This window comes from Undibacterium sp. YM2, from assembly GCF_009937975.1.
Classification (GTDB): Bacteria; Pseudomonadota; Gammaproteobacteria; order Burkholderiales; family Burkholderiaceae_D; genus Undibacterium.
On the sequence record NZ_AP018441.1, the window covers coordinates 78,103 to 104,176 of the forward strand.

Consider the following 26,074-nt stretch of genomic DNA (forward strand, 5'->3'; position numbering starts at 1 on the left):
GATGCTGCTGGCGCAAGAGCTGATACGCAAGAAGCGCGCAGGCCTGGCTCTGGATCAGGCAGAGATACAGGCGCTGGTAACCGGCATGGTGGATGGCAGCATAACAGACGCGCAGCTCGGGGCATTTTGCATGGCGACCTGCTTGCAGGGCATGACAGCGGCAGAGGGTGCTGCGCTGACGCTGGCCATGCGTGATTCTGGTACTGTCTTGCGCTGGGATGAGATGGATTTGCCCGGCCCGGTGGTGGACAAGCATTCCACAGGCGGCGTGGGAGACCTGGTGTCGCTGGTGCTGGCCCCGATGGTGGTGGCTTGCGGCGGCATCGTCCCCATGATCAGCGGGCGCGGGCTGGCTCATACCGGTGGTACGCAAGACAAGCTCGAAGCCATACCCGGTTATTGCACGACGCCTGATCTGGCGCGCTTCCGTCGTGTGGTCAGGGATTGCGGCATGGCCATCATAGGCCAGACTGCTGATCTTGCCCCGGCAGACAAGCGCCTGTATGCGATACGCGATGTGACAGCAACGGTAGATAGCCTGCCTTTGATTACGGCATCCATCCTGTCCAAGAAATTTGCTGCCGGGCTGGATGCGCTGGTCATGGATATCAAGTGCGGCAATGGTGCACAGACACCTGAGCTGGCGCAGGCGCAGGCCCTGGCAAAAAACATTATAGATACCGCCAATGCGGCGGGCATGGCCTGCTCAGCCCTGATCACCGACATGAGCCAGCCACTGGCTCCCAGCATAGGCAATGCGCTGGAAGTGGCTGCCGCACTCAGTTATCTACGTACCGACACCTGCCCGCAGCGCCTGCATCAGACCGTATTGGCGCTGGGCACGGAGATGCTGGTAGTGGCTGGCCTGGCAAAAAACGCACTGGAAGCCCAGGTAGGCTTGCTGGATGCCCTGCACAGCGGCAAGGCTGCGCAAGTGTTTGAAAAGTCTTGCACAGCACTGGGTGCTCCACCTGATTTGCTGACCAACCATGCCCGTTATTTGCCCCAGGCCAAGCTGCGACAGCCGGTCTTCGCACCTGCGGGTATGTATCTCAACAGCATGGACACGCGGGCCATAGGCATGCTGGCCCTGCAATTGAGTACGGCAGCTCTTGGCAAACAAGATGCCAGTACCGGCTTGAGCCAGTTGGCGGAACTGGGGCAGCGCATGGAGGCTGATACTCCCTTGGCCATGATCCATGCTGTTGATGAAGACAGTCTGGCCATGGCCAGCAAGCGTCTGCTCGCAGCATGCACATTTGGCGAATCTGCCGTGCCGCGACCACAACAGATACGGCAGAGCATGCGCGGCAGCTTGCGCCTGCCTGCATACGCATTGACCACGGAAACAATATGACTACTCCCCATATCAATGCCGCTCCTGGTGATTTTGCCGACATCGTGCTGATGCCTGGCGACCCCTTGCGGGCCAAGATGATTGCTGATCATTGGCTCAGCGATGCCCTGCTGGTCAATACCGTGCGCAATATGCTGGGCTATACCGGTTGGTACCGCGACAAGAAGATTTCTGTACTCGCACATGGCATGGGCATACCCTCGATCAGTATTTATGCAACTGAGCTGATACGCCACTATGAGGTCAAGAAACTCATACGCTTGGGTTCATGCGGTGCGTTGCGGGCAGACATGCAGCTCGGTGATGTCATCGTCGCCATGGGTGCAAGTACTGACAGCAAGGTCAACCGCATGCGCTTCATGGACCATGATTTTGCGGCGCTTGCTGATTATGGTTTGCTCGCCAAGGCAGTGCAGACTGCGCATTGCCTGCAAAAACCTGTCAGGGTGGGCAATGTATTTTCTGCCGACCTGTTTTACAGTGTGCAGCCGCAGCTTTTCGACATCATGGAAAAAATGCAGATACTGGCGGTGGAAATGGAGTTGGCAGGTTTATATTCAGTAGCCGCCGAACATGGCGTGCAGGCCCTGGGTTTGCTGACGGTAGCAGATCATTTGCGCAGCGGTGCTGGCATGACTCCGGAACAAAGACAAAACAGCTTTAGCGACATGGTGGAAATTGCGCTCGAAAGCTGCTGTACCTGCGATTGATGGGCTTGCAAGTGCTACTGGATGACAAAGTTCTCGAAGAACACGTCAGTCACGCCATCATGTTCTTTGAGGTCCAGGGTTTTATTGACACCATTCTTGATCTCTTCCATCAACTGGTGCTTGCCTTCCAGACTTTGCAATTGCTCACCTTCCTTGCTGCTGAGCAGCAGGATCAGGGTATGCCTGACCTTGGGCATGAATAATTTAATCTTGTCGCTGACTTCTGCGCTGGCGATTTGCAAGGCCATGCTGAGTTGCAGATAACGTTCTGTACTCGACAGATTGACTGTGAACGCCTCTAGCTTGGCAGTTGAACCGCCACCAGATGCACTGGCACTGCCACCAGAATTGGCCAGGGCCATGCCAGAAGACAGGCTGAGTGCGAGGCAAAGCAGGAATGGGTATAAATGTTTTTTCAGCATCATGTCTTAACTTCTGCAAGTATTTGCTCAGGAAAAATCCCTATTTTTCAATAGCTTACCGCAATGCAATAAAACATACTGTTAAACAACTTGAAGCCGTCAGGGAGATAGCTGAAGTAGTATTTTTGCAATGAGCCTGTCTGAATAACAAACAGGCTTATGCAAATTACATACCGGGTGTTGGCCGGCCTTGGCCGTTTGATGGTTTATACGCTCAAAGGCTTGTAACGGATGCGTTTTGGTTTGGCACCTTCTTCACCCAGGCGTTTTTTCTTGTCGGCTTCATATTCCTGATAGTTGCCATCAAAGAAAGTGACTTGGGAATTGCCTTCAAATGCCAGGATGTGGGTAGCGATACGGTCAAGGAACCAGCGGTCATGTGAGATCACCATGACGCTGCCGGCAAATTCCAGCAAGGCATCTTCCAGCGCACGCAGGGTTTCCACGTCCAGATCATTCGATGGTTCATCGAGCAGCAAGACATTGCCGCCTTGTAGCAGGGTTTTGGCCAGATGCAAACGGCCACGTTCACCACCAGACAGGTTACCGACGATCTTTTGCTGGTCACCGCCCTTGAAGTTGAAGCGACCCAGATAAGCGCGCGATGGCATTTCAAAACGGCCTACGGTCAGGATGTCGGCACCATTGGCCACGTCTTCAAACACGGTCTTGGTATTGCCCAGGTCTTCACGCGATTGATCTACCAGCGAGATTTTGGCTGTCTGGCCCAGCACGACTTCACCGCTATCCGGTGTTTCCAGACCCTTGATCATCTTGAACAGGGTAGATTTACCGGCACCGTTAGGGCCGATGATACCGACAATCGCGCCAGGAGGGATCTTGAAGCTCAGGTTATCGATGAGCAGGCGGTCACCAAAGGCTTTTGTGACGTTCTTGAATTCGATGACTTCATTCCCCAGACGCTCGGCCACTGGGATGAAAATCTCCTGGGTTTCATTGCGCTTCTGGTATTCATGTTCGCTCATTTCATTGAAGCGGGCCAGACGTGCCTTGCTCTTGGCCTGGCGCGCTTTGGGGTTCTGGCGTGACCATTCCAGTTCTTTTTGCAGGGCTTTCTGGCGAGCAGATTCTGTCGCTTCTTCCTGCTTCAGGCGCGCTTGTTTCTGGTCCAGCCAGGAAGAGTAATTGCCCTTCCAAGGGATACCATGACCACGATCCAGTTCCAAAATCCACTCAGCTGCATTGTCAAGGAAGTAGCGGTCATGGGTAATCGCCACCACAGTGCCAGGGAAGCGCAACAGGAATTGTTCCAGCCAGTCGACAGATTCAGCATCCAGATGGTTGGTTGGTTCATCAAGCAAGAGCATGTCAGGCTTGGACAGCAGCAAACGGCACAGCGCGACACGGCGTTTTTCACCACCGGACAGGACAGCTATCTTGGCATCCCAGGCGGGCAGGCGCAGCGCATCGGCAGCCATTTCCAGTTGCAGTTCTACATTGTCACCGGCAGAGGCTGAGATGATGGCTTCCAGGCGTGCCTGCTCATTCGCCAGGGCATCAAAGTCAGCGTCTTCTTCAGCATAAGCGGCATACACTTCTTCGAGCTTGGCTTTGGCTTCAAACACTTCACCCAGGGCAGATTCAATGGCCTGGCGCACGGTTTGTTCTGGATCGAGTTGCGGTTCCTGCGGCAGGTAACCGATATTCAGGTTGGGCATGGGCACTGCTTCGCCCTGTATGTCCTTGTCTATGCCTGCCATGATTTTGAGCAGGGAAGACTTGCCTGAACCATTCAGACCCAGCACGCCTATCTTGGCGCCAGGGAAGAAGGACAGGGAAATATCTTTGAGGATTTGACGCTTGGGCGGCACGATTTTGCCGACGCGATTCATGGTATAGACGTAATTGGCCATTTTTCTTGATTTTTCATAGGGAATAAGAATGTTTGTAAGGATACCTCATGCAGACACAGGACGGAATATTTCGGCCAGTTTATGTAAGGCTGGCGGCTTGCCGTCGGGCGCGGCTATTTTTCTGACGCCTGCTGAGCGTTGAAATGCGGAAAATTTCATCAGGAGTTGCATTTTATGGTGCTCTGCACCAAAGTTGATGTAGCTCAATCCCCTGCCAATAGTGTGGATTTACACTTTGTTCATCACTGTTGAGAAAAGAGGAAATGAAAATGAAAAAGCTTGTTATCGCACTCTCCCTGGCAGCTATCGGTCTCACTGCAAACCAGGCAATGGCTCAAGAACAGAGCCCATGGCAAGTGCGTGCCCGTGTCGTCAATATCGATCCTGCAAATGGTTCTGATCCTATAGGTGGCGTCGGTGCTGCCGACCGCATCACTGTCAGCAGCAAGGAAATTCCTGAAGTCGATATCACTTATTTTTTCACGCCAAACTTGGCGGCAGAACTGATACTGACTTACCCGCAAAAACATGACGTCATGCTCGACGGTGCCATCATCGGTACTTTCAAGCATTTGCCACCGACACTGACTGCACAATACCATTTTGCACCTGGTTCAAAAGTCAGCCCTTATGTTGGTGCAGGTGTCAATTACACCCGCATCTCTGATGTGAACCTGCTCAAGGGTACTGGTGGCCTCGACAGCAACAGTTTTGGCCTGGCCATACAGGCTGGTGTCGATTTCAAACTCGACAAAAACTGGTCCTTGAACCTGGATGTCAAGAAAGTGCAAATACGCAGCGATGTGACTATCAGCGGTGCCAAAGTCAGCGCCGTCAAAGTTGATCCCTGGCTGGTAGGCGTAGGCGTAGGCTATCGCTTCTAAGACAGAATATTTGCCGGTAATGATGTGATCCCCTTCCATGAAGGGGATTTTTATTTGGGCAAAAGATTTTCCCCGCCATCACTGTGCTAATTCGCACACCAGCGTTCGATGACGAACGATGTCGCTGCACTATTCTTTCCTTTTCTTGCTGTTGAAATCTTCCAAGTAGTTGATTTTAAATAGTTAAATCAAAATCGATGAGGCAGGCACGGTGCTTGCAAACCTGATCTGGTAGTTAATTACATCAGGTTTCAACATGGATCAGGCTATCAGCCACGACACGCTCAAAAATCGCAGGCGCAAGACTATCTTGCTGCTGGCTGCTGCCGCCATTTCTGTCACTGGTGCGGCATGGGCCGTGAACCGGCTTATCAGCCCCGGTGTCAGCCTGGGTGAGATACGCGTGGGCGAGGTGCGCGTGGGGGCTATCGACAATACCATCAACGCGGCAGGCGTCGTCATCCCTGTTCATGAAGAACAACTATCCAGCCCCAACCAGTCACGTATCAGCAAAGTCATTGCCAAGGCTGGCCAACAAGTACGCGCCGGTGAATTGCTGATGCTGCTGGATGACCATAGCATACGTCTGGCAATCGACAATTTGCGCGAGCAGGTGTCCCAGCAAGATGTAAAGGGCCAATTGCTGGCGATGGAAATGGAATCCAATCTCAAAAAAATTGCCAGTGAAATGGAATTGCTGGAACTGGATTTGCAGAGCAATAAAGTCAAACTCGCGCGCTATCAAAAACTGGGTGCTATAGGCATTACCTCAGCCGTTGATTTGCAAGCGGCAGAACTGGCCGTCAAACGCAATGAAGTGCAATTGCGCCAGCATAAAGAGAGTTTGAACGACACTCGTCGCACCACGCAAAGCAATGTAGAGGCTGCACGCCTGCAAAAGTCCATTTACCAGAAGCAGATGGAAGCCCAGCAAAGACTGCTGGAACAAACCCAGGTCAAAGCTCCCTTTGATGGTTTGCTGACCTGGATGCTGGCAGACGAAGGTGCCAGCGTCAATACCGGGCAACTGATCGCCAAGGTGTCTGAGTTAAACAATTTCAAGGTAGAAGCCACGGTCTCTGATTTTTATGCGCGTTACCTCAGTCCCGGTCAAAAAGTGCGGGTTGAATACAGTGGGCAAATCATGCCCGGTGAAGTGCAAACCATTTTGCCTGAAATACAAAATGGCACAGTCAAGCTCATTGTCGTACTGGACCAGGCAAACCACCCTTCACTCCGGCATAAACTGCGGGTAGAAGTGAATATCATCACCGAACAAAAAGCGCGCAGCCTGATTGTTGAAAATGGCCCGGCCATCGGTGGCAAGGGCAGGCAGGATGTGTATGTACTGGAAGATGGCAAGGCAGTAAAACGCAGCGTGGAAATAGGCCTGGGTGACAGCAAGATGGTGGAAGTTTTGCAGGGCGCAAAAGCAGGAGACAGGCTGGTGATTTCTGATATCAGCAGCCTCAAGCACTTAAACAGTTTCAGGGTAACGCAATAAACCTCAAGCATAAAAATTGAATAAAAAAAGGAAACGATCATGATCAAGCTGGAAAACGTCAGCAAAACCTATCAGACCGATAAAGTCGAAACCCTGGCTTTGCGCGACATTAATCTGCATGTCAAAAAGGGTGAGTTTGTGTCCATCATGGGCCCTAGCGGCTGCGGTAAAAGTACGCTGCTGAATTTGATCGGTCTGCTCGACAGACCTGGCAAAGGCAAAATTGCCGTCGATGGGGCCGAGATGAAATCCTGGCGCGACAAGGAACTGGCCAGCATGCGCAACCGTACCTTTGGTTTTATTTTCCAGAGCTTCCATCTGATCAATGATCTACGTGTCATCGATAATGTAGAGCTGCCCTTGCTATACCGTTCTTGCAGTGCCAAAGAACGCCGCCGTCTGGCAGAAGAAGCGCTGGCCAGGGTAGGCTTGTCGGCACGTTTGGACCATTATCCGAATCAATTGTCTGGCGGCCAGCAGCAGAGGGTGGCGATTGCCCGCGCCATGGTCGGTCGCCCCAGCATCTTGCTGGCAGATGAACCTACCGGCAATCTCGATAGCCAGATGGGGGCCGAGGTCATGGATATCCTGCTCAAGCTCAGTCATGAAGGGACGACTGTCGTCATGGTCACCCATGATGAGCGTCAGGCCAAACAGGGTGGCCGCATCGTGCGGGTATTTGACGGCCAACTGGTGGCTTAGGGGGCATGTCATGTTAAAGAATTATTTCCAGATTGCCTGCAAGGTGTATCTGCGGCGCAAATTGTTCACTGCCATCAACCTGCTCTGCATAGTCCTGACCATGGTGGTCTTGCTGGTGGTGACTGCGATGTTGCAAGCCACTTTTTTTCCTACCGGTGTGGAAGGCAAGAGCGAACGGTTTTTACAGATCGGCACGGTCACGCAGGTCAGCAAGAACAACACCAGGCGCAGCCCGCTGGGATATAAAATCATTGATCAATATTTGCGCAAGATGAAGACGGTGGAAAAAGTGGCTGCGGTCACTGGCCCGGAATCTGTGTCTGTCTATCAAAAAGACAGTGTCAATGAAATCATGATGCGCCGCGCCGATGCAGAGTACTGGCAGATACTGGATTTCAAAATACTTTCCGGGCGTGTGCCTACAGCGGAGGATGTCAGGCTGGGGCGCTTCGTCGCTGTCGTCAATGAGAGTACGGCGAAAAAAATATTTGACAGTACAGCAGTCGTGAGTCAAAAAGTCGTCGGTCAAAAAATCAACGCCGGTGGGCAGCAGTTTGAAATCATCGGCGTGGTGGAAGACGTTATACACATGAATGCTTTTGCAGACATCTGGGTACCCGTCACGACTTTCCCCTCCTCACAGTATCGTGAGCAATATTCAGGTAATTTCAATGCCATGTTGATGGGCAAGAGTGCAGCAGACCTGCCTCTGATCAGGGATGAACTCTTGCAGGTCGTCAAGCAAATCAATGCCGATGAACCAACTCACTGGGAACACACCTACATGTGGGCAGACAGCAAACTGGACTTTTTCGCCAGAGGTATATTGAACCGTGATGAAGTACCTGATTCAGGAGCCGTACAGTTACTGGCAGGCGTGGTATTTTTCATGTTGCTCTTCATGCTTTTGCCCGCTTTGAACCTGGTCAATCTGAACTCTGGCCGCATCATGGAAAGGGCCGCCGAGATAGGCGTGCGCAAAGCCTTTGGTGCCAGTAACCGTGAACTGGTCAAACAATTCGTCATGGAAAATATCCTGCTCTGCCTGTTCGGTGCCCTGGTGGGATTGATATTCACCAAGCTGACCCTGGTCTGGCTCAGCAATGCAGATCTGATCCCTTATCTGAAAGTGGATTTGAGTTTTGCTGTATTTGCCTATGGCTTTGTGATTGCCGTCGTGTTTGGCGTTTTGTCTGGCGTCATCCCGGCATGGAAAATGTCGCGCCTTGATCCCGTGCTTGCGCTGAAAGGAGCTGCATAATGTTTTTTCATATACTCAAGCCCATCTGGAAACGCAAGTTCAAGAATCTATTGCTGAGTCTGGAAATACTGCTGGCTTTTTGTGTTGTCTTTGGCCTGGCTTTGATGAGCGCCCGTTATTACCAGCTATATCATCTACCTACAGGCTTTGCCTATCAGGATGTGTGGTCAGTCAGGATGCTGAGCTCGGGAGAGTTTGATAAAAAAAATGATCCCAACGTGACCGAAAATTTCCAGCGTAGCCTGTCGGCCCTGCCCGAGGTGGAACAGGTTGGCTTCATCAATTATTCACCCTATAGCAATTCTACCTGGCGCTCAGACTTGTTTTTACCTGACAATAAATCAGGTTTCAAGGTCAACTTGACGGACATGGCTGATGAAACGCCCGGGTTGCTGGGAATGAAATTGCTGGAGGGCCGCTGGTTTTCCAGTGAAGATGAGGGCAGGACAGAAAAAGCGATCGTCATCAATAAAAAACTGGCCGACAGTATGTTCCCTGGCAAGAGCGCAGTGGGACAACTGGTGACCGATACCGAACCAGGATCAAAAGAAACCAAGTTCTTGCGCATTACCGGGGTATTTGAAGACTTCCGTAATAAAGGCGAATTCATGGCCCCGACCAGTTTTGTCATCATGCGTTTTTCCCGGGCGGCAAGAGATGAGCGCATGGAGGTAGCCATGATCAAGGTAAAACCGGGTACCTCGCGCGCCTTTGAAGAAAAACTGAACCAGCAATTGAAACTCATACGCAGTGACTGGGGTTACAGGATTTCACCCCTGGCTGAGATGCGTAAATCAAAGATGACCGAAGACACCATCCCACTGATGGTCATCGCAGTCATTGCAGTTTTCCTGCTCATCATGGTTGGTTTTGGCCTGTTTGGCGTGCTCTGGCAAAATACTACGCAACGTATCCCCGAGATAGGTTTGCGGCGTGCCATTGGTGCCAGTAGCAGGCATATTTATCAGCAAATCGTCACCGAGCAATTATTGTTGAGTTCGATTGCCATGCTGGCGGGCATGGTGTTGCTGATACAACTGCCACTGACCGGCGTTTTGGGGGACGCCATCAACTGGACAGTATTCATTACTGCTACGGTCATTTCCATGGCGCTGATCTATGCGATTTCCACATTGTGTTCCCTGTACCCCGCATGGCGTGCCAGCAGGCTCAGCCCGACCGAGGCCTTGCACTATGAATAATATATGCTTGCCAAAGCTTAAAGCGTATAAGATAGTCAGCCTGTTTTCACTCATTGGTAATTGAAGGCCATGCCAGCAGCATTAGCAAATCAACGTATCCTGATCATAGATGACGACAACTCGGTGCTGGTGTCGCTGGCTTTGCTGCTGAAGCAAGCTGGCTATACCAGCATCAGTTGTGACGATGCGCAGCAGGCCATGCAGATACTGGCAACGCAAGAGATCAACCTGGTCTTGCAGGACATGAATTTTTCCCTGCAAACTACGGGAGAAGAAGGCCTGGCTCTACTGGCTGACATCAAGCGTCTGTATCCAGCTTTGCCAGTGTTGCTGATGACGGCCTGGGGTTCGATTGCGCTGGCGGTGCGTGGCGTCAAACTCGGTGCCGCAGATTTTTTTACCAAGCCCTGGGATAACACCCAACTGCAGGAACTGATACGCAGCACGCTGGACATGGCGCAAGTTGCCATGCCCGCTAATGCAGATCGCCAGGCGCTGGACAGGCAGTTTGATTTCAGCGACATCATAGGCGAGCATGCTGAATTGCTGAAGGTATTGGCGACCATAGGCCGGGTTGCCAAAACCAATGCCTCAGTCCTGATACTAGGTGAGAGTGGTACTGGCAAGGAACTCATCGCCGATGCGATACACCGCAACAGCGCGCGCGCTGGCAAAGCCATTGTCAAGGTAAACATGGGCGCAGTGACAACGAGCCTGTTTGAGAGCGAAATGTTTGGCCATGTCAGGGGTGCTTTTACCGATGCAAAAAGCGACCGCAAGGGTCACTTCGCCATGGCCAGCCAGGGTAGTCTGTTCCTCGATGAAATCGGTGAACTGAACCGCAATGACCAGGTCAAGCTATTGCGGGTATTGCAAAATCATAGCTATCAGGCAGTCGGTGCCAGCAAGACCGAGCAGGCTGACGTGCGCATTATCTCGGCCACCAACCGCGAACTCGCAGAACTGGTTGCCAGCAATGAATTTCGTGAAGACCTGTATTACCGTCTGAACCTGATCACTATACGCCTGCCGCCTTTGCGCGAACGCCGCAGTGATATTCCACTGCTGGCAAACCGCATGATGGCAGGCCTGGTGCATAGCTATGGCATGCAGCCAGTCAGCCTTGCGCCATCCGCACTGAACTGGCTGAGTAGCAGGGCATGGCCGGGCAATATACGCCAGCTTAGGCAATGTCTGGAGCGAACCCTGCTACTGGTGGGCAAGCCTGTGCTCGAACAACATGATTTTCTGTTTGCCGAACAACATGAAGAAGCACAAGGCCAGGGCATGAGTATGAGCATGGCGGGCATGACACTCGATCAGGTAGAAAAACTGATGATAGAAAAAGCCATGGAACAGCATAATGGCAATATCACCCGCGTCGCCAAGGCCTTGGGCCTGAGCAGATTTTCACTGTACCGCAGGCTGGAAAAACATCAGATCACTGTTACTGAGGATGATGATGGTAATGAGGTAAAGCAATGAGCCTGAAGCGGCGCTTGCTGGCTTATCTATTCATTATCCATGGTATTTTCCTGGGCCTGGCCTTCAGCTTTTACCTGAGCCAGCCCTTGCTCATCGTCTTTCTGGAACTGGGCCTGGCTTGCAGTCTTGCGCTTGGCATTCACCTCGTCAACAAGGTCTTGCAGCCACTGGATTTTGCCCAGCAATTCCATGATCTTTTGCAAGATGAGAATTATGCCAGCCGCATCAATCCGGACAGCAACAAGGAAATCAATGAGCTGGTCATGCTGTTCAACCGCATGCTCGAAGCCCTGTATAAAGAAAGGCTGGAACTCGGCGAACAACGTGGCTTTCTGGACCGCTTGCTGGAAGCGACGCCAACTGCAGTCATCGTATTTGATTTTGACGACAAGATCAGCCTGATGAATGCCAGTGCCCAGAGCTTGCTGGGTAGCAGGGACCTGGCGGGATGGAGCTTGCCGCAGTTGATGCTGGACAGTGATATTTCCAGCAATAACGGGCTGCTGCAGCAGCTGCAAGACCTGTTGCCTGGTGAAAGCGCCGTCTATGGTGATACCGAGGGCAGGCGCTATCGCTGCCAGAGAAACCAATTCACAGATCGTGGCTTCAAGCGCGATTTTTTATTGATCGACGAGATCACCGCAGAACTGGCCAGTTCAGAAAAAGCCACTTATGAAAAACTCATAAGGGTGCTGGCACATGAAGTCAATAATACGGTAGCAGCAACCGGGTCGGTACTCGAATCATTGCTGTTCTATAGCGGGCAATTGCAGTCTGAGGATGCGCATGATTTTATTACCGCCATCACCGCTGTCAGGAAGCGGAATGGCAATCTTGGTGAATTCATAGAACGCTTTACCCGTGTCGTCAAAATGCCTGAACCCGAATTGAAGCCGCATGACCTGGCTGCCATGCTGGATGGTATTGTTTATCTGTACCGTCAGCAATGCAGCGAGCCGGGCATCAGTTTCAATTGGGTAGCGCGTGAAGAACTGCCATTGCAAATGCTGGATGGGCATTTGATGGAACAGGCTTTACTGAATATCGTCAAGAATGCGATTGAAGCTGTCGAATCATCGATCAGGCAGGGGCGGCATGAGTCTGGCTATGTCAATCTCGAACTCAGACGTGACCCCAATACGCAGAGCATACTGTTATCCATCAGGGATTCTGCCAATCTCTTGTCGGATGTGCCACACGGACAATTGTTTACACCTTTCTTCACGACCAAGAAAGGTGGCCAGGGCATAGGCCTGATGTTTGTGCGTGAGGTCTTGAACCGGCATGGCTATAGCCATAAACTCATGGCAAATGGTCAGGGTGAGACCAGTTTTGATATCTTTATCGATGGCTGAGACAGGGAAAAGCCAGGAAAAATCAGGAAAATTCTAAGCTCATACGCAAATTTTCTATCCATCCTATAATGCAGCTCCATTCGGCGCATTCTGCCAACTATTTAGGAGATTTCCATGTCCATTTCCATGTACGCTGCCTCTGTTCCCGTGTTTAACCAGATGCTTGATAGCCTCAGCGATGTCCTGAAAAAAGCTGAAGCGCATGCGACAGCCAAGAATATCCCGGCAGAGAATTTCTTGCAGGCGCGTTTGTTCCCTGACATGCTGGCGTTGACACGTCAGGTACAGATCGCTGCTGACTTCGCCAAGGGTGTAACAGGCCGTCTGGCTCAGGCTGAATTGCCAGCCTACGAAGACAATGAGCAGACTTTTGCAGAGCTACAAGAGCGTATCGCCAAGACCAAGGCTTTCATTGCCACGCTGGATGCATCCAAATTTGAAGGCAGCGAGACCCGCAACATCGTCTTGCGCCCAGGTACACCAAAAGAACAGACTTTCACTGGTCAGGCTTATTTGCTGAACTACGGCTTGCCGCAATTCTTTTTCCATGTGACGACGGCGTATGCCCTGTTCCGTCATAACGGTGTGGAAATTGGTAAAAAAGATTTTATGGGTTTGCGTTAAGTCTTGGTCTGAGCAAAGCTGGTTTCAACTCCTTCCCCTTCAAGGGGAAGGTTGGGATGGGGATGGGATTCTTCAAAAATTTGAGCAATGATTAAGCCGCCACCGCAAAACCCTGCACCGCTTTCAACCTCAAATTAAACACCAGCAACGCAACAGAAGTAATCACGCCTATCCCCCCAAACAAACTCAACATCAACATTGGTTGATGCATCTGCCGCGCCAGTACGGTGTACGACCATCCCGACAACAGTCCGGCAAATAAATTGCCAAGCGCCATGGAGACAAAGTAATAGCCCATGAACATTGCGGTTTTTCTTTTTGGCGCAATCGCTGCCACATATTCCTGGCTCTTTGGTGAAGCAATCATCTCGCCCAAAGCAAATACAAACACAGCCATGCAGACACTGACGCCGCCAAACAGCAAGGCATGAGAGAGTCCTGCCATCCACAGGCTGAGGCTCAAGACCAATGTGCCCATGACCAGTACGGGCAAGGCTTTCCAGCGTTGCACATAAGTGCTGATGGCGATTTGCAAGAGTACGACAGCACCAAAATCCAGATTGACGATGTATTCAGGATTGACCTGGCGGTAAGCCTGGCTCCAGTCCGTAGCCAGGTTTGTCGCACTGATATGGCCCGCCTGCAAGGCCTGCAAGCCAGACTGTAATTCTTCCAGAGGTGGCATGACCTTGTAGTTCACCAGTTCCAGCCGCAAGTGTTCCAGCATCTGGCTATCGATGCCAGTGCTGAGTTTGGCAGCCATGGCTGGCAAGACCTTGGCCAGTTGCTCTACATTCACCGCTGCCAGAAAATTCAGTGCAGACGGGCTGAATTTTTCTATCATCTGCACCAGATCGCCGGTATCGACAAAGTCACGTATGTACAAGGGCAGGGTGATGAAGAGCTGGTTATAGATAGTCCAGAAGCCTGTCATGATGAGCAGGTAAATAACGAATTGTGCATTGCCTATGCGTATGCCTTGCTGGTACCAGTGCTGCTGGTTGCCAGATTTATTCAGCATACTCCAGACCAGATTGATACCTGCCCAGCCCGCCATCGTCATGAAGTATTGCGCGTAACTGATACCACCTTTGGCTGCGACCATGATGCCTATGATGGCCGGCACGACCAGCAGCGCCAGCCTGCCATTGCCAAGAACCTCCTGAGTTTCCAGCAAGACCTGATGCAAGCTGCGCTGGTCTGCATCGCCTTCGTGATGCCCGGCATCCTTGTACAGGAAGATCGCGGGTATGAAGTTCAGCAAGATCCAGAATGAAGACATCAGAAACACCATATCCCAACTGATGGCGCGCACGTAGCCTGCTACCAGTGGCCCCAGGAAACCACCGACGTTGACCATGGTATAAAACACGCCAAATCCCAGGCCACGATTTGTGTCATCAGTTGTACGGCCTATGGTGCCGACTACGACGGGCTTGAAGCAGGCAGCACCAACAGCGACGGCCAGAAAGGCTGCGCAAAAACTCCAGAAGCCATGTACCTGGCCCAGCAGGAAATAAGCCGGGCACATGATGCAAAAGGCGATCAGGAACATGCGCCGGTAGCCATAGCGGTCGGCCAGCGCACCAGTAATCACCGGTAACAGATACAGCAGAAAGGGAATCATGCCCTGCAAGAAGCCGCGTTCCTGATCATTCAAACCCAGGCCACCTTGTGATACCGGGCTGGTCATGTACAGGGATGACAGAGTAAAGAAGCCATACCAGGCCAGACGCTCAAAAATTTCCATGCTGTTCGCCACATAGAAATTTTTATGAAAAGGGCTGCGGCCCGTTGCAGGTGTAGTGGTGGACATAAGAGAGGTTTAAATTGGCAGCTCAAAAACTTTGGGAGCATGGCTAATGAAGCTATAACCATCATCCAGGATGAGGACATCATCTTCTATGCGCACACCACCGTAACCGGGTATGTAAATGCCGGGTTCTATGGTGACAACATAGTTGGCTTGAAATACGTCCTGGCAGACAGGGCTGATAAACGGCTGCTCGTGCAACTGTATGCCTACGCCATGGCCGAGGCCGGTGCTGGTATAGTTGGCAAATTCCGAGGCTTGCAAGATATCGCTGGCGGCGCTGCTGGTGATAGTGGCTGGCTGACCGGCGTGCAGGCTATCGAGCGCAGCCTGTTGTGCCCGCAGCACGGTGTCATACATCTTTTTTTGCTGCGTGCTGGCCTTGCCCACCACAAAGCTGCGCGTCATGTCCGAGCGATAGCCGTTGACGACTGCACCAAAATCGATGACGACGAGATCACCCTCAGCAAGTTTTTTTTCTGAGGGTATGCAATGTGGCAGCGCAGAGCGTGGGCCAAAACCGACTATGCTTGGGAAGGACAGGCCTTCAGATCCCAGTTTTTGCATGCGGTATTCAAGCTCCAGAGCAAAGTCTCGCTCGCTGACGCCTGTGCGCAGCAGGGGCAGGCTGTCATGCAAGGCCCGGTCGGCAATTGCCGCTGCCTTGCGGATTTGTGCGATCTCCCACTCATCCTTGATCTTGCGTAACTCCTCGATCAGGCCAGTGCAGGGCGCGAATGCAATGCCTTCGAGTTCCTGTGCTATTCCTGACCACATCTGCAAATTGATATGTCCTGCTTCAAACAGCAGGCTGCTGACATGTTCTGCATCCAGCACTTCCCGTATTGCTTGCCCCAGGCTTTGCTGGTCGCGGTTGCGGCAGATGAATTGACATGCAAAGCATTCTTCTTCTGCCTGTTCGATAAAGCGATAGTCGGTAATCAAAAAAACCTGATCCATCGTGACGATGCCGTATGCTGCTTCACCAGAATAATTGGCAAGATAGCGCAGGTTATCCAGGGAAAAAACCAGCAGGGCCTGCTGCCCATCCGCACTCATGCGCTGACGCAGTTTCGTCAGCCTTAGCTCAAATTCTGCTGTCATCGGAATATGAATCCTTGTATCAAAGGGTCATGCGGGTCCAGATAAAAAGTGCTGCGCCCTGTGATATGGGCGCTGCCTTCCACACGCGGGATAATCGCGCTGTGGTAGCCATAGCTATGCGGATGATAAGCAGCCACCTTGAACTGGCTGCCGAGTATGCTTTCTATGACGATGTTTTCACCGACACGTAAAGCACCACGCGCATGCAGGATGGCGGCCTGGCCGGATACTCCGCTGCCAGTCGGGCTGCGGTCCAGCTCGCCGTCAGCAAAGATGCAGACATTGCGGCTATGCACACCCGGCGTGGTTGATGGCGCAGAGAAAATGCAGCCATACAGAAAGCTGAGCTCTTTATCAAAGGGATGATGTATGGGGATTTGCTTCTGCACCGCAGCCTTGATGCTGCGCCCCATGGCGATGATCTGGCGGTGATTGTCTGCCGCCAGTGACAGGCCCAGGCTGGGCGCATCGACGTAGGCGTAATAAGCACCACCATACGCCAGCGTGACATTCACACTGCCCAGTTCTGGCACATCCACAGCAACGTCAAGCGCAGCGACAAAGGAAGGTACGTTGTCAAAATAAGTGCGTGTGACCTTGTTGTTGCACATCTCGGCATAAGCCGTGATTTGCCCTGCAGGTACATCGATCTTGATGGTAGTCATGGGGCCAGTGCTGGCAACGACCCCCGCTTCCAGCGCTACCCGGGCCAGGGCGATGATGGCATGGCCGCACATGGTGCTATAGCCTTCATTGTGCAGGAACAGCGCACCGAAATCGCTGTCCTCGCGTTCTGCCGCAACGATGAGGCAGCCATACATATCGGCATGACCGCGCGGTTCAAACATCAGCGCCGTACGCAAATGATCGTAATGTGTTTTGCAGTATTCACGTTTATCCAGTATGCGCTTGCCGGGTAAAACGGGGAAACCGCCAGTGATGATACGCAGGGGCTCACCGCCGGTATGACAGTCCAGGCTGCTGATCTGCAAGATGTCTGGCGAGGGTCGCCAGTCCGAAAAAGCCCTGGCGTGGGTGGCACTTGTCATGTGCATGCTCCTGCTTCAAAAGCGCCAGCTTAAAGTGCGCAGGATTAACTGTCTTGACGTTTTGCATGCGTGCATGCAAGGAAATTGGCACAGCAAAAAACTATTTTTATCTGCTTAAAATTTCCGCAAAAGTTTACGTATATTTAAGATATATTCATGATATATTAAAAAATGACATGGGTAATTCACTGAGAAAACCAAAACATCTCCTATGGGTTTGACCTCAGGCCGGAGAACTGGCTTTGTCTGAGAACAGGCAGGCTAATGAGGATGTCGCATGCTGATGCCACCACATCACCCTGAATGACAGGCTGTCTGCGATCCAGACGGTTTGGACATTGCATCAATTGATTCGCACAATGGATCAGGAAAAAAGTAAAACCGGCATTGCGGAACAAACGCAGGAACGAAGACTGCGGGGCTCGCTTCACAGTCCAGGAAATACCCCGATCACCACGCAAGAAAATCAAAAAATATTATCCAGATCCGGAGCAGACAAATGAAAGAAAAAGTATTATCCCATTCGCTGAGACTGATGTTCGCCAGCGGACTAGGCCTGGGCCTCAGTATCATGGCGGGCAGCAGTCAGGCGCAAGATACCAGCGTGCCCATACAGCGTGTGGAAGTGACAGGTTCATCGATCAAACGCATTAATCAGGAAACTGCCTTGCCAGTGCAGACCCTGTCACGCGCTGACATAGAAAAAAGTGGCGCAACCAACGTCGAAAGCCTGATTGCCGCCCTGCCCAGCATGCAGGGTTTCAGCACGGCCAATCAGACGATCAATGGCGGTGGTGGCGGTTTGCAAACAGCCTCCATCCATAATATTGGCGCTGCTTATACCCTGGTCTTGCTGAATGGCCACAGGCTGGCTTCCTTCGGTGCGGGCAGTACCGTTAATCTCGCGAGTATCCCCTTGTCTGCGGTTGAGCGGGTAGAGATTTTGACGGACGGTGCATCGACCTTGTATGGCTCGGATGCGATTGCCGGTGTCGTCAATTTTATCTTGCGCAAGAACCAGACGGATGCCGCAGTTGACTTCAGCTATACCCAGCCGCAAGAGTCAGGTGGCAAGTCATATCGCGTGGGTGTTTCCAAAGGTTTTGGTGACCTGGAAAAAGATGGCTACAACGTCTTGCTGTCTTACAGCCACGATGAACAAAGCATGCTCAATGCGAATCAGCGTTCATTCGCAGATACGGGCGTCAGGAGATTTACCGCCAATGGCAAGAATTATGCGACCTGGTTTTTGTCCGATAATTCCAGCCCATCCATAGTTCAATTGAATTTCAAGAATGGTGCTGATCCTATCCTGTTTTCACCGAATTACCTGAAGGATAAATCCTGCGGGCCAAATACCTTCCAGGTAGAAAACCGCTGCCGTTTTGATTATGCTTCGACTGTGCAATTGATACCCGAATCAAAACGTGACAGCCTGTTTTCTTCCTTGAATTACAAACTCAATAGCGACGCCACACTGTTTGCCGAGGCGGTGGTGTCCAACTTCAAGCAGACTGGCCGATATGCGCCGGCTGCACAGCCTTTGGCCCTGGGGCTGGACAGTAATCTGTTTGCCAAATATGTGACCCCTTATCTGGCTGGCCTCGGTGTCAATCCGGCTGATCTGGATTCGGCCAGAATGCGTCTGCGTATTTCAGATGCCGGTGGCCGTAATACGGCCTACACGACAGAAGCACAGCATCTGGTGCTGGGGGCGGAAGGCAATGCTTTTGGTTTTGACTATAACCTGTCTTATACGCATTCCATCTCCAAGCGCAGCCGCGATTTTGCTGGTGGCTTTTTGAGCAAGGACAAGTTCTACGCGATAGTCGATGGCGGTAAATACGATCCTTTTGCACCTGCGGGTTCTTCTGCGGCTATCCTGGCTCCCGCTGTCTTGCATGAAAACTGGTCCAGTTCCAAAAGTACGCTGGATGTGCTGAGTCTGCGTGGTTCGCGTGAATTGTTTGCAATAGGCAGTGGCAAGTCACAACTGGGGCTGGGTGTCGATTTCAGCAAGCAGCGCTATGACTATACCGCGACACCCATAGGCATGGGCACCAATGCGTTGCAGCCTAATTACACCGATGCACCACTCGGTGATTCACCAGGTGATTTGCCGATTGCGGCCAGTCGCAAAAACTGGGGTAGTTTCGCTGAGCTCCTGCTCCCCATCAGCAAGCAATTCGATGTGACTGCTGCTCTGCGTTATGATGATTACAGTGCCGTCACCAATACTGCCAATTTTGATGAACAGGGCAAGCCTATCGCATCTGCCACCCAGGGTAACAAGGCTGACAAGCTGACATACAAATTGTCTGCCGCCTACCGAGCTTTTGATAATCTCCTGTTGCGTGCTTCGTATGGCACGGGTTTCAAGATGGCCAGCATGAGCGATATCACATCACCGCTGACGCACAGTGGCAATACCGGTGGTACTTATCCCTGCCCGGTAAAATCACCTGATCCGCGTGCCGTGAACTGTATGGGTTCTACCCAATACGATGTGCTGACTGGTGGTAACCGCCTGACAGGCGAAAACGGCCTGAAGCCGGAAGAATCCAAACAAGCCAGCATGGGCATACGCATAGAGCCAACATCCAGCCTGTCTCTGGGACTGGATTTGTGGGATGTGAAAATGTCTAACCAGATCGCGCAATTGCCCGAGGCGATCGTCTTTGGTCATCCTGAGCGTTATCAAAACCTGTTTTCGACTTTCTATGAACCGGGCCAGGGCGACAATATCCTGGTAGGCACCCTGCCTTCCTACAATATTGCCAATGCCCATTATCGCGGCATAGACTGGGACCACAGCTTCAAGACAGCAACACCCCTGGGCAAGCTGGCTTTGAACTGGACGGGGACTTATATGCTGATGTCAGACTTTGATATTCCCGGCAGCCCGACTGTGCGTAGCGTAGGCCGTTATGATGAAAATAACGCGGTGGCTTTCCGCGTTATCAGCAAACTGGTGGCGACGTTGAAGACCTCAGACATGTTCACGCATGCACTGACAATGAATTACCGTTCCGGCTATCACGATGCTTCAGCTTCTGTGCGTGAAGTGAACGCGAATGGCAGCTTTGGTGATTTTGTCGCGGTCAAGCGTGATGTGGCGTCCTACACCACTTTTGACTGGCAGACCCGGGCGCAACTGCGCAAGAACCTGGCATTGACGGTGGGTGTACGCAATCTGTTCAATGTCAATCCGCCTTTGTCACTGAAAGAAGGCAATGGTGACCAGGTTGGTTACGATGGCCGTTATACCGATGCACTGGGCAGGACTTTTTACCTGACCGGTTCGTATAACTTCTGATCAGCGTTGACTCATACCTGCCCCGCAGTCATTTGAAGAAAACCAGGGCAGGGTCAGTGCTGTAAATTGAAATAGGCATAAGCCAGCGCCGCTGCAATAAACAGGCAGATATAAATACCCAGTGCAGAACCCTGATTTTGCACTGGGCTGCCTGGGCGGCGGGGCTTATCCGTCTTGCTTGCCGTCTGCCGTTTTTTATCCGTATCTGCCGCCATCAAGGCCAGGATAGGTCCGGGATCAAGTTTGACCAGCTTCGCATATGCGCGTGTGAAGCCTTTGACTATCGCCGCTTCTGGCAGGGCGGGATAGTCGTCTTTTTCCAGTGCTATGATTTGGCGGGGTGCCAGTTTCAACTGGGCCGCCACCTGTTCAACTGACCAGCCAAGTGCCGTGCGTCCGGCTGCCAGTTTGGCACCGGGTGAAGCTGCCAGTCTTTGTGCTTCAGCCTCGATCAAATCCGCAGCGATTGGTTGACCGAGCCGTGATTCAATCAATTCCTGATAATGAAACGTACCAGTGACTTCTGACAGAGCAGGCTGACTATGTTCAGAATCTTTCATTACCCTTGCCTCATATATAACAATCGTCCATATGTGCTGCCATTGCATAAATGGCAGCATACTATAACAGCAATAAAGAGCAGATCATGCTCAAGCTTGCACAGTGGTATTCATGCTGCTTGCCAAATTTGGAAACCGATATTTAATTGATATCAAGTGTCGTACTTTGTCGTAATGTATGCTGCAAACAGCAAAACTTGGCTCCGCCGAGTCGCCGATTTCATGATAATCGGGTAAGCTGCGAGTTCATGTTGACATGGCAAGATATTAACTTGGTGGTCTTTGCGGAAAATAATCATTTATTTGAGCATTAATGCCACCATTCTTGCCAGAATCAGCATAAAAAGCACTGTCGTAAGATTATCTCAAACTGCCTGTTCAGGATACTTATTTTATAGGCGATACAAAATGGTTTTGGAGTGCCACTAATGATTAAAATTGCCGTTGTTTCTTACAATAACGAAGCACCAGCCGACCCGGTTTCTGCTGTATTCGGCCCGGAACCAGCTACCATGGGGAGAAATGTAGAAAATTTCCTCGCACTGCCCGACCCCAAGCACTTCGTTTCACGTACACAGGCCAATATCTGGAGTACCGGTAGCCGGCATTTCATCCATAACCTCAGTCTGGCCAATCCTGTTTCTATCAATGGCAAGGAAATAGTGGCAGAAACAGATGTGGAATTTCATGCCGGGGACCAGATACAGGTTGGCCTGTATGTATTGCGTGCCGACGCCGTAGAACTTGCCGCAGAGGAGCAAGCAAGCGAAGTTGCCAGTGAAACTTTGGCTTCGGCAGCACAGGTGCAGGCAGAAACTGCTCCTGAAGCTCAAAGCGATGAAATAAAAACAAATACCCAGGCTGAAGCACCGTCAGCCAGCCCGGCAGCGACACGTTTGTCCACCGGCAAAGAAGTGCCTGCAGCACAGCCCCCACAATTCCTGCTGCGTCCGGAAGTAGTCGCTTCCCTGGGAGATGCTGCTGGCACAGACAACAAATCCGTCGCCCAGGCTGAAACAGCAGTCGCTGATGCTCAGCCTGTCCAGGCTGGTGCGGCAAAGCCGGAAGTTGCCAAGGCTGCAAGTGCGCCAGCTACTGCTACCACTAATGCCACTGCTAATGCCAATGAGCTCATGCAAGCCTTCCTGCAAGGCGCTGGTTTGCAGCAATTGAACCTGGCTTCTGGCCTGACGGTGGAATTGATGGAAACCCTGGGCAAATTCATGGCGACTTCAGTACAAGGAGCGATGGAAGAGTTGTCCCAGCGTGCGCTGCTCAAGCGGGAAGTGAAAGCAGAAGTAACCATGGTTGTCTTGAGGGAAAACAATCCCTTAAAATTTTTCCCTGACAGTAAAACCGTGCTGACCCAGATGTTGCGTAAAAAGATGCCGGGTTTCATGGCACCTGCTGAGGCGATGGAAGATGCTTTTTTTGACATACGTACTCACCAGATGGGGGTAGCTGCAGGTACCCGCGCAGTGACCGATGCCATCCTGAAAACCTTGCAGCCCGGCCATGTGGAAGCACAACTGGGAACGCCAGGTCTGATGGACCAGATTAATCCAGGTCGTCGCAAAGCTGCCATGTGGGATCAGTTTAATGCATTGTATGAAGGTATTGCATCCGGCAAGAAAGATGAGTTCCAGGCGATGTTTGGCAAGGAATTTTTGCTTGCCTATGAAAAAGAAGTAGAAAAAGCAGAGTCAAACCGCTAGTTTTCTGTGCATAAACCTAACCCTAATCTTGCCATGCATCTGGATGCAGCACAATTTACTGCCATCGGTACCCGGAAAACCAATGAAGATGCACTGGCTTGGGCAAATGAAGATGAACTTGCCTGTTTTGTGCTGGCTGATGGCACGGGCGGCCATTCTGGTGGTGAAATTGCAGCCAGGATGGCGATCGATGCGGTCATAGAGAAATTCGTACGTGAAGCCTCGTTCAGTGCCAGGGCCTTGCGCTCTTATCTGGACTGGGCCATCCTGAAAGTGGCACAAAGCAAGCGGGATAATCTGAGCCAGCGGCAGATGAGCACCACGATTGCCGCGGTGCTGATAGACCAGAGCAATCGCTGCGCCTTGTGGGCGCACATGGGGGATACCAGGATTTACCAGTTCCGCCAGGGCCGGATCAAGGCAGTGTCAAAAGACCATAGCCAGGCCCAGCGCCTGGTCGATGCGGGGATGGCAGATTATTCGCGGATACGCCAGCACCCTCATCGCAACCGGCTGTTTGCTGCCATCGGTGCCGAGGGCGACAGTGTCCCCGAAGTGACCGCAGATGCCCTAGAATTACGTCATGGCGATGCCTTTCTCATGTGCACTGATGGTTTTTGGGAATGGGTACTTGAGCATGAAATGGAATTTTGCCTGGCAACGACCAACAGTAGTGAGGCCTGGTTAAGTAAAATGAATGCCATTGCAGAAAAAAATATTAGTACGTCAAAGGCAATTAACAGGGATAATTTCTCGGCTTTTGCAATTTGTCTGCATGATGAGCAGGTAAAACGCTGAATTAACCCGAACCGGAAGCCGGAAATGTGGTCAACACATGGCTTCTGCTTCTAAAAAGAAACTAAGATCCGAGTCAGCCTTGAACACAGAAAAAGCACTCGCCGCTGCAGCACCAACTGCATTTCATGCAGGTACCGAGAATTGTCTCGCTGTCGGCACGCGGCTAAATGACTTTGAAATCACCGGTGTATTGGGTGAGGGTGGTTTTGGTATTGTGTATCTGGCTTTTGACCATTCCCTGCAGCGCACGGTAGCCATCAAGGAATACATGCCAGGTGCACTGGCAGGTCGCTCTGCCGATACCAGTGTGACCGTCAGGTCAGAGCGGCACAAGGCTACCTTTGAAGCCGGTTTGAAGAGTTTTATCAATGAAGCGCGCCTGCTGGCCCAATTTGACCATCCTTCGCTGGTCAAGGTGTACCGTTTCTGGGAAGAAAACAAGACCGCCTACATGGTCATGCGCCATTACGATGGTCATACCCTCAAGCAAATCGTCAATAAACGCCCCAAGCTGGTGACCGAGGCCTGGTTGCGGTTTATCTTCAAGCAGATATTGGAAGCGCTCGATACCCTTTACCGTTCCAAGATTTTGCACAGGGATATTTCACCTGACAATATCATCGTGCAAAAGAATGGCGTAGCAGTTTTGCTGGATTTTGGTTCTGCCCGTCAGATCATTGGTGACATGACGCAAGGCATGACGGTCATCCTCAAGCCCGGTTATGCACCGATAGAACAGTATGCCGATGATGTAGAAATGCCCCAGGGCTCCTGGACAGACATCTATGCCCTGGCTGCGGTCATGTATTTTGCCATCATGAAATCACCACCGCCGATCTCGGTGGGCCGGGTCGTCAAGGACACCATGCTGCCCCTGCAGGATGGTGAGCATGCAGGTTTCAGTGCCAAGTTCCTCAAGGGCATAGACCATGCGCTGGCAATACAGCCGCAAGACCGTCCGCAGAGCATGGATGAATTCCGTCAGTTGCTGGGTATCAGCTCGTTTGCCTCAGTACGCAAATCACGCAAGGGCAGGGAAGAGCATGCTGCAGGCATGGCAGAGGGACAAGACCATGTGCATGCCTTGCCCGTCAAAGATACCTCAGCCGTCAAAACACACAGGCCGGAAGCCAAAACTGCAGAAAGTGGGACAGCAGTGTCAGCAAAGTCCGGCAAGCTTTTAGTGCCCATGCTGGCGCTAGCCGCAGTATTGATCGTGGTGATCGCCTATCTTGCCAGCCGCCAGGGTGCTAACAAGCCCGGGCAAACCTTGCTTGCTGCTCCAAGCCCTGCTTCCACTGTTGCATCTACAGCGCAGTCAGTGCCCACTCCGGCATCGTCAGCCGTAGCAGTGCCGCTTGAAAAAACTGCGACAGCGGCCAGCAATGCCGCGGCTGCACCTGCAAGCGTGGCAGAAGCTGCCGACAAACCAGATCCGGAAAAACTGGCATGGGACAAGCTCAAGGACGATAATACAGTGACGCCTGAGGCCTTGAACGCCTACTTGCAGCAATATCCGCAAGGCAAATTTACCGAGGCGGCGCAAGCACGCCTCAAAGAAGTCAAGGCAGCCAAGGCTGCGGCGGCCAGCAAGCTTAACCTCAAGCTGGCCATCAAGCCCTGGGGCACGGTTTTTGTGGATGGTGTACAGCAAGGGGCCAGTCCGCCTCTCAAACATTTAAGTCTGGCTGCAGGCAAGCATAAGATCAGAGTGACTAACCCTGGCTTCCCCGACTTCATTACCGAAGTCGAAGCCGGAAAAACCACTACTGCAACCATAGAACATGAGTTCACGAATAAGTAAAGTGTAATAAAAATGAATAAATTAGCCCAAACGCTGTCTGTGGCTGGCCTGATGGTGGCATGTGTCCTCCTGCAGGGTTGCGAAACGGCGCCCAAGCAGGCACCAGCTCCCAAGCCCGTAGTAAAGCCAAAAGAACCACCACCACCGCCACCACCTCCGCCTGTAGAGCCCACAGTTCCTGCGCTGAGTCCGGACGTGCAGGCACTGAAAGATGGTACGGCCCTGTATGACGGTGGTGACTACAATGGCGCCATCAAAAAACTGGGTGGCAATGAAATCTGGAGCGGTCATAACAAGGATGTGCAACTGGGCGCCTTGAAAATCATGGCCTTCAGTTACTGCGTGACTTCCCGCACGCAATTGTGCCGCCAGCAATTTGACAAGGCCTTGAAGCTGGACCCTACTTTCAATCTGTCAGCCGCTGAAATTGGTCATCCTGTCTGGGGACCGGTATTCCTGAAATCCAGGAATGCTGTCAAGGCACCGGCACCAGCCAAGAAAAAAGATAGTACTGCCGTTAGCAAATAAGTGAGTA

General features: G+C 51.9%; 21 protein-coding genes. 15 read left to right on the forward strand and 6 right to left on the reverse strand.

The annotated features are described in order from the left end of the window. The first annotated feature begins 1 nt into the window (after position 1). Together UNDYM_RS00400 and deoD are read left to right on the forward strand one after the other, a co-directional pair. On the forward strand, positions 2-1,357 hold the full coding sequence (locus UNDYM_RS00400; RefSeq protein ID WP_162039242.1) for a thymidine phosphorylase: 1,356 nt from the start codon (positions 2-4) through the stop codon (positions 1,355-1,357). After that, on the forward strand, positions 1,354-2,067 hold the full coding sequence (gene deoD, locus UNDYM_RS00405) for a purine-nucleoside phosphorylase (RefSeq protein ID WP_162039243.1): 714 nt from the start codon (positions 1,354-1,356) through the stop codon (positions 2,065-2,067). Before UNDYM_RS00400 ends, deoD begins: the two co-directional genes overlap by 4 nt. Before the next feature lie 14 nt (positions 2,068-2,081). On the opposite strand, the gene fliL is transcribed toward deoD, so the two are convergent. Together fliL and ettA are read right to left on the reverse strand one after the other, a co-directional pair. Continuing rightward, entirely contained in the window at positions 2,082-2,492 is a 411-nt protein-coding gene (fliL, locus tag UNDYM_RS00410) for a flagellar basal body-associated protein FliL (protein ID WP_162039244.1), read from the reverse strand. Between the two features lie 203 nt (positions 2,493-2,695). Beyond that, on the reverse strand, positions 2,696-4,363 hold the full coding sequence (gene ettA / locus UNDYM_RS00415) for an energy-dependent translational throttle protein EttA (RefSeq protein WP_162039245.1): 1,668 nt from the start codon (positions 4,361-4,363) through the stop codon (positions 2,696-2,698). Between the two features lie 269 nt (positions 4,364-4,632). Between ettA and UNDYM_RS00420 the strand changes: the two genes are divergently transcribed. From UNDYM_RS00420 to UNDYM_RS00455, 8 genes are all read left to right on the forward strand, one after another. Continuing rightward, positions 4,633-5,247, forward strand: coding sequence for an OmpW family protein (locus UNDYM_RS00420; protein ID WP_162039246.1), 615 nt, complete (start codon positions 4,633-4,635; stop codon positions 5,245-5,247). A 256-nt stretch (positions 5,248-5,503) separates the two neighbouring features. Further along, positions 5,504-6,751, forward strand: a complete 1,248-nt coding sequence (locus tag UNDYM_RS00425) for an efflux RND transporter periplasmic adaptor subunit (RefSeq protein ID WP_162039247.1) — start codon at positions 5,504-5,506, stop codon at positions 6,749-6,751. A gap of 39 nt (positions 6,752-6,790) precedes the next feature. Continuing rightward, positions 6,791-7,453: an ABC transporter ATP-binding protein gene (locus UNDYM_RS00430; RefSeq protein WP_162039248.1), complete on the forward strand. Its 663-nt coding sequence runs from the start codon at positions 6,791-6,793 to the stop codon at positions 7,451-7,453. A gap of 10 nt (positions 7,454-7,463) precedes the next feature. Beyond that, on the forward strand, positions 7,464-8,714 hold the full coding sequence (locus UNDYM_RS00435) for an ABC transporter permease (protein WP_162039249.1): 1,251 nt from the start codon (positions 7,464-7,466) through the stop codon (positions 8,712-8,714). Then, a complete protein-coding gene (locus tag UNDYM_RS00440; RefSeq protein WP_162039250.1) occupies positions 8,714-9,916 on the forward strand; it encodes an ABC transporter permease in 1,203 nt (400 codons plus the stop codon). Before UNDYM_RS00435 ends, UNDYM_RS00440 begins: the two co-directional genes overlap by 1 nt. Before the next feature lie 69 nt (positions 9,917-9,985). Then, positions 9,986-11,401, forward strand: a complete 1,416-nt coding sequence (locus tag UNDYM_RS00445; RefSeq protein WP_162039251.1) for a sigma-54 dependent transcriptional regulator — start codon at positions 9,986-9,988, stop codon at positions 11,399-11,401. Beyond that, the gene (locus UNDYM_RS00450; protein WP_162039252.1) at positions 11,398-12,756 is read left to right on the forward strand and encodes a PAS domain-containing sensor histidine kinase; all 1,359 of its coding nucleotides are present in this window, start codon (positions 11,398-11,400) and stop codon (positions 12,754-12,756) included. Before UNDYM_RS00445 ends, UNDYM_RS00450 begins: the two co-directional genes overlap by 4 nt. 114 nt (positions 12,757-12,870) lie before the next feature. Beyond that, positions 12,871-13,380 carry a DUF1993 family protein gene (locus UNDYM_RS00455; RefSeq protein WP_162039253.1) on the forward strand — a complete coding sequence of 170 codons (510 nt, stop codon included), beginning with the start codon at positions 12,871-12,873 and terminating at the stop codon, positions 13,378-13,380. Between the two features lie 91 nt (positions 13,381-13,471). Here the strand turns inward: UNDYM_RS00455 and UNDYM_RS00460 are convergent, their stop codons facing one another. The 3 genes from UNDYM_RS00460 to UNDYM_RS00470 are packed head-to-tail and all read right to left on the reverse strand — an operon-like array spanning position 13,472 to position 17,346. Beyond that, on the reverse strand, positions 13,472-15,196 hold the full coding sequence (locus UNDYM_RS00460; RefSeq protein WP_162039254.1) for an MFS transporter: 1,725 nt from the start codon (positions 15,194-15,196) through the stop codon (positions 13,472-13,474). A 9-nt stretch (positions 15,197-15,205) separates the two neighbouring features. Next, complete coding sequence (locus tag UNDYM_RS00465) at positions 15,206-16,297, reverse strand: Xaa-Pro peptidase family protein (protein WP_162039255.1); 1,092 nt, start codon at positions 16,295-16,297, stop codon at positions 15,206-15,208. Beyond that, complete coding sequence (locus UNDYM_RS00470) at positions 16,294-17,346, reverse strand: proline racemase family protein (protein WP_162039256.1); 1,053 nt, start codon at positions 17,344-17,346, stop codon at positions 16,294-16,296. Before UNDYM_RS00470 ends, UNDYM_RS00465 begins: the two co-directional genes overlap by 4 nt. 499 nt (positions 17,347-17,845) lie before the next feature. Between UNDYM_RS00470 and UNDYM_RS00475 the strand changes: the two genes are divergently transcribed. Then, positions 17,846-20,662 (forward strand): TonB-dependent receptor, encoded by a 2,817-nt coding sequence (locus UNDYM_RS00475; RefSeq protein WP_162039257.1) that lies wholly within the window; start codon positions 17,846-17,848, stop codon positions 20,660-20,662. A gap of 53 nt (positions 20,663-20,715) precedes the next feature. On the opposite strand, the gene UNDYM_RS00480 is transcribed toward UNDYM_RS00475, so the two are convergent. After that, positions 20,716-21,222, reverse strand: a complete 507-nt coding sequence (locus tag UNDYM_RS00480; protein ID WP_162039258.1) for a RodZ family helix-turn-helix domain-containing protein — start codon at positions 21,220-21,222, stop codon at positions 20,716-20,718. Between the two features lie 428 nt (positions 21,223-21,650). On the opposite strand from UNDYM_RS00480, the gene tagH reads away from it, so the two are divergent. From tagH to UNDYM_RS00500, 4 genes are all read left to right on the forward strand, one after another. Beyond that, positions 21,651-22,937: a type VI secretion system-associated FHA domain protein TagH gene (tagH, locus tag UNDYM_RS00485; protein WP_162039259.1), complete on the forward strand. Its 1,287-nt coding sequence runs from the start codon at positions 21,651-21,653 to the stop codon at positions 22,935-22,937. A gap of 6 nt (positions 22,938-22,943) precedes the next feature. Next, positions 22,944-23,735 (forward strand): PP2C family serine/threonine-protein phosphatase, encoded by a 792-nt coding sequence (locus UNDYM_RS00490; RefSeq protein WP_162039260.1) that lies wholly within the window; start codon positions 22,944-22,946, stop codon positions 23,733-23,735. Between the two features lie 79 nt (positions 23,736-23,814). Next, on the forward strand, positions 23,815-25,539 hold the full coding sequence (locus UNDYM_RS00495) for a serine/threonine-protein kinase (RefSeq protein WP_232063652.1): 1,725 nt from the start codon (positions 23,815-23,817) through the stop codon (positions 25,537-25,539). Between the two features lie 12 nt (positions 25,540-25,551). Beyond that, positions 25,552-26,067, forward strand: a complete 516-nt coding sequence (locus tag UNDYM_RS00500) for a TssQ family T6SS-associated lipoprotein (protein ID WP_162039262.1) — start codon at positions 25,552-25,554, stop codon at positions 26,065-26,067. Positions 26,068-26,074 lie beyond the last annotated feature (7 nt).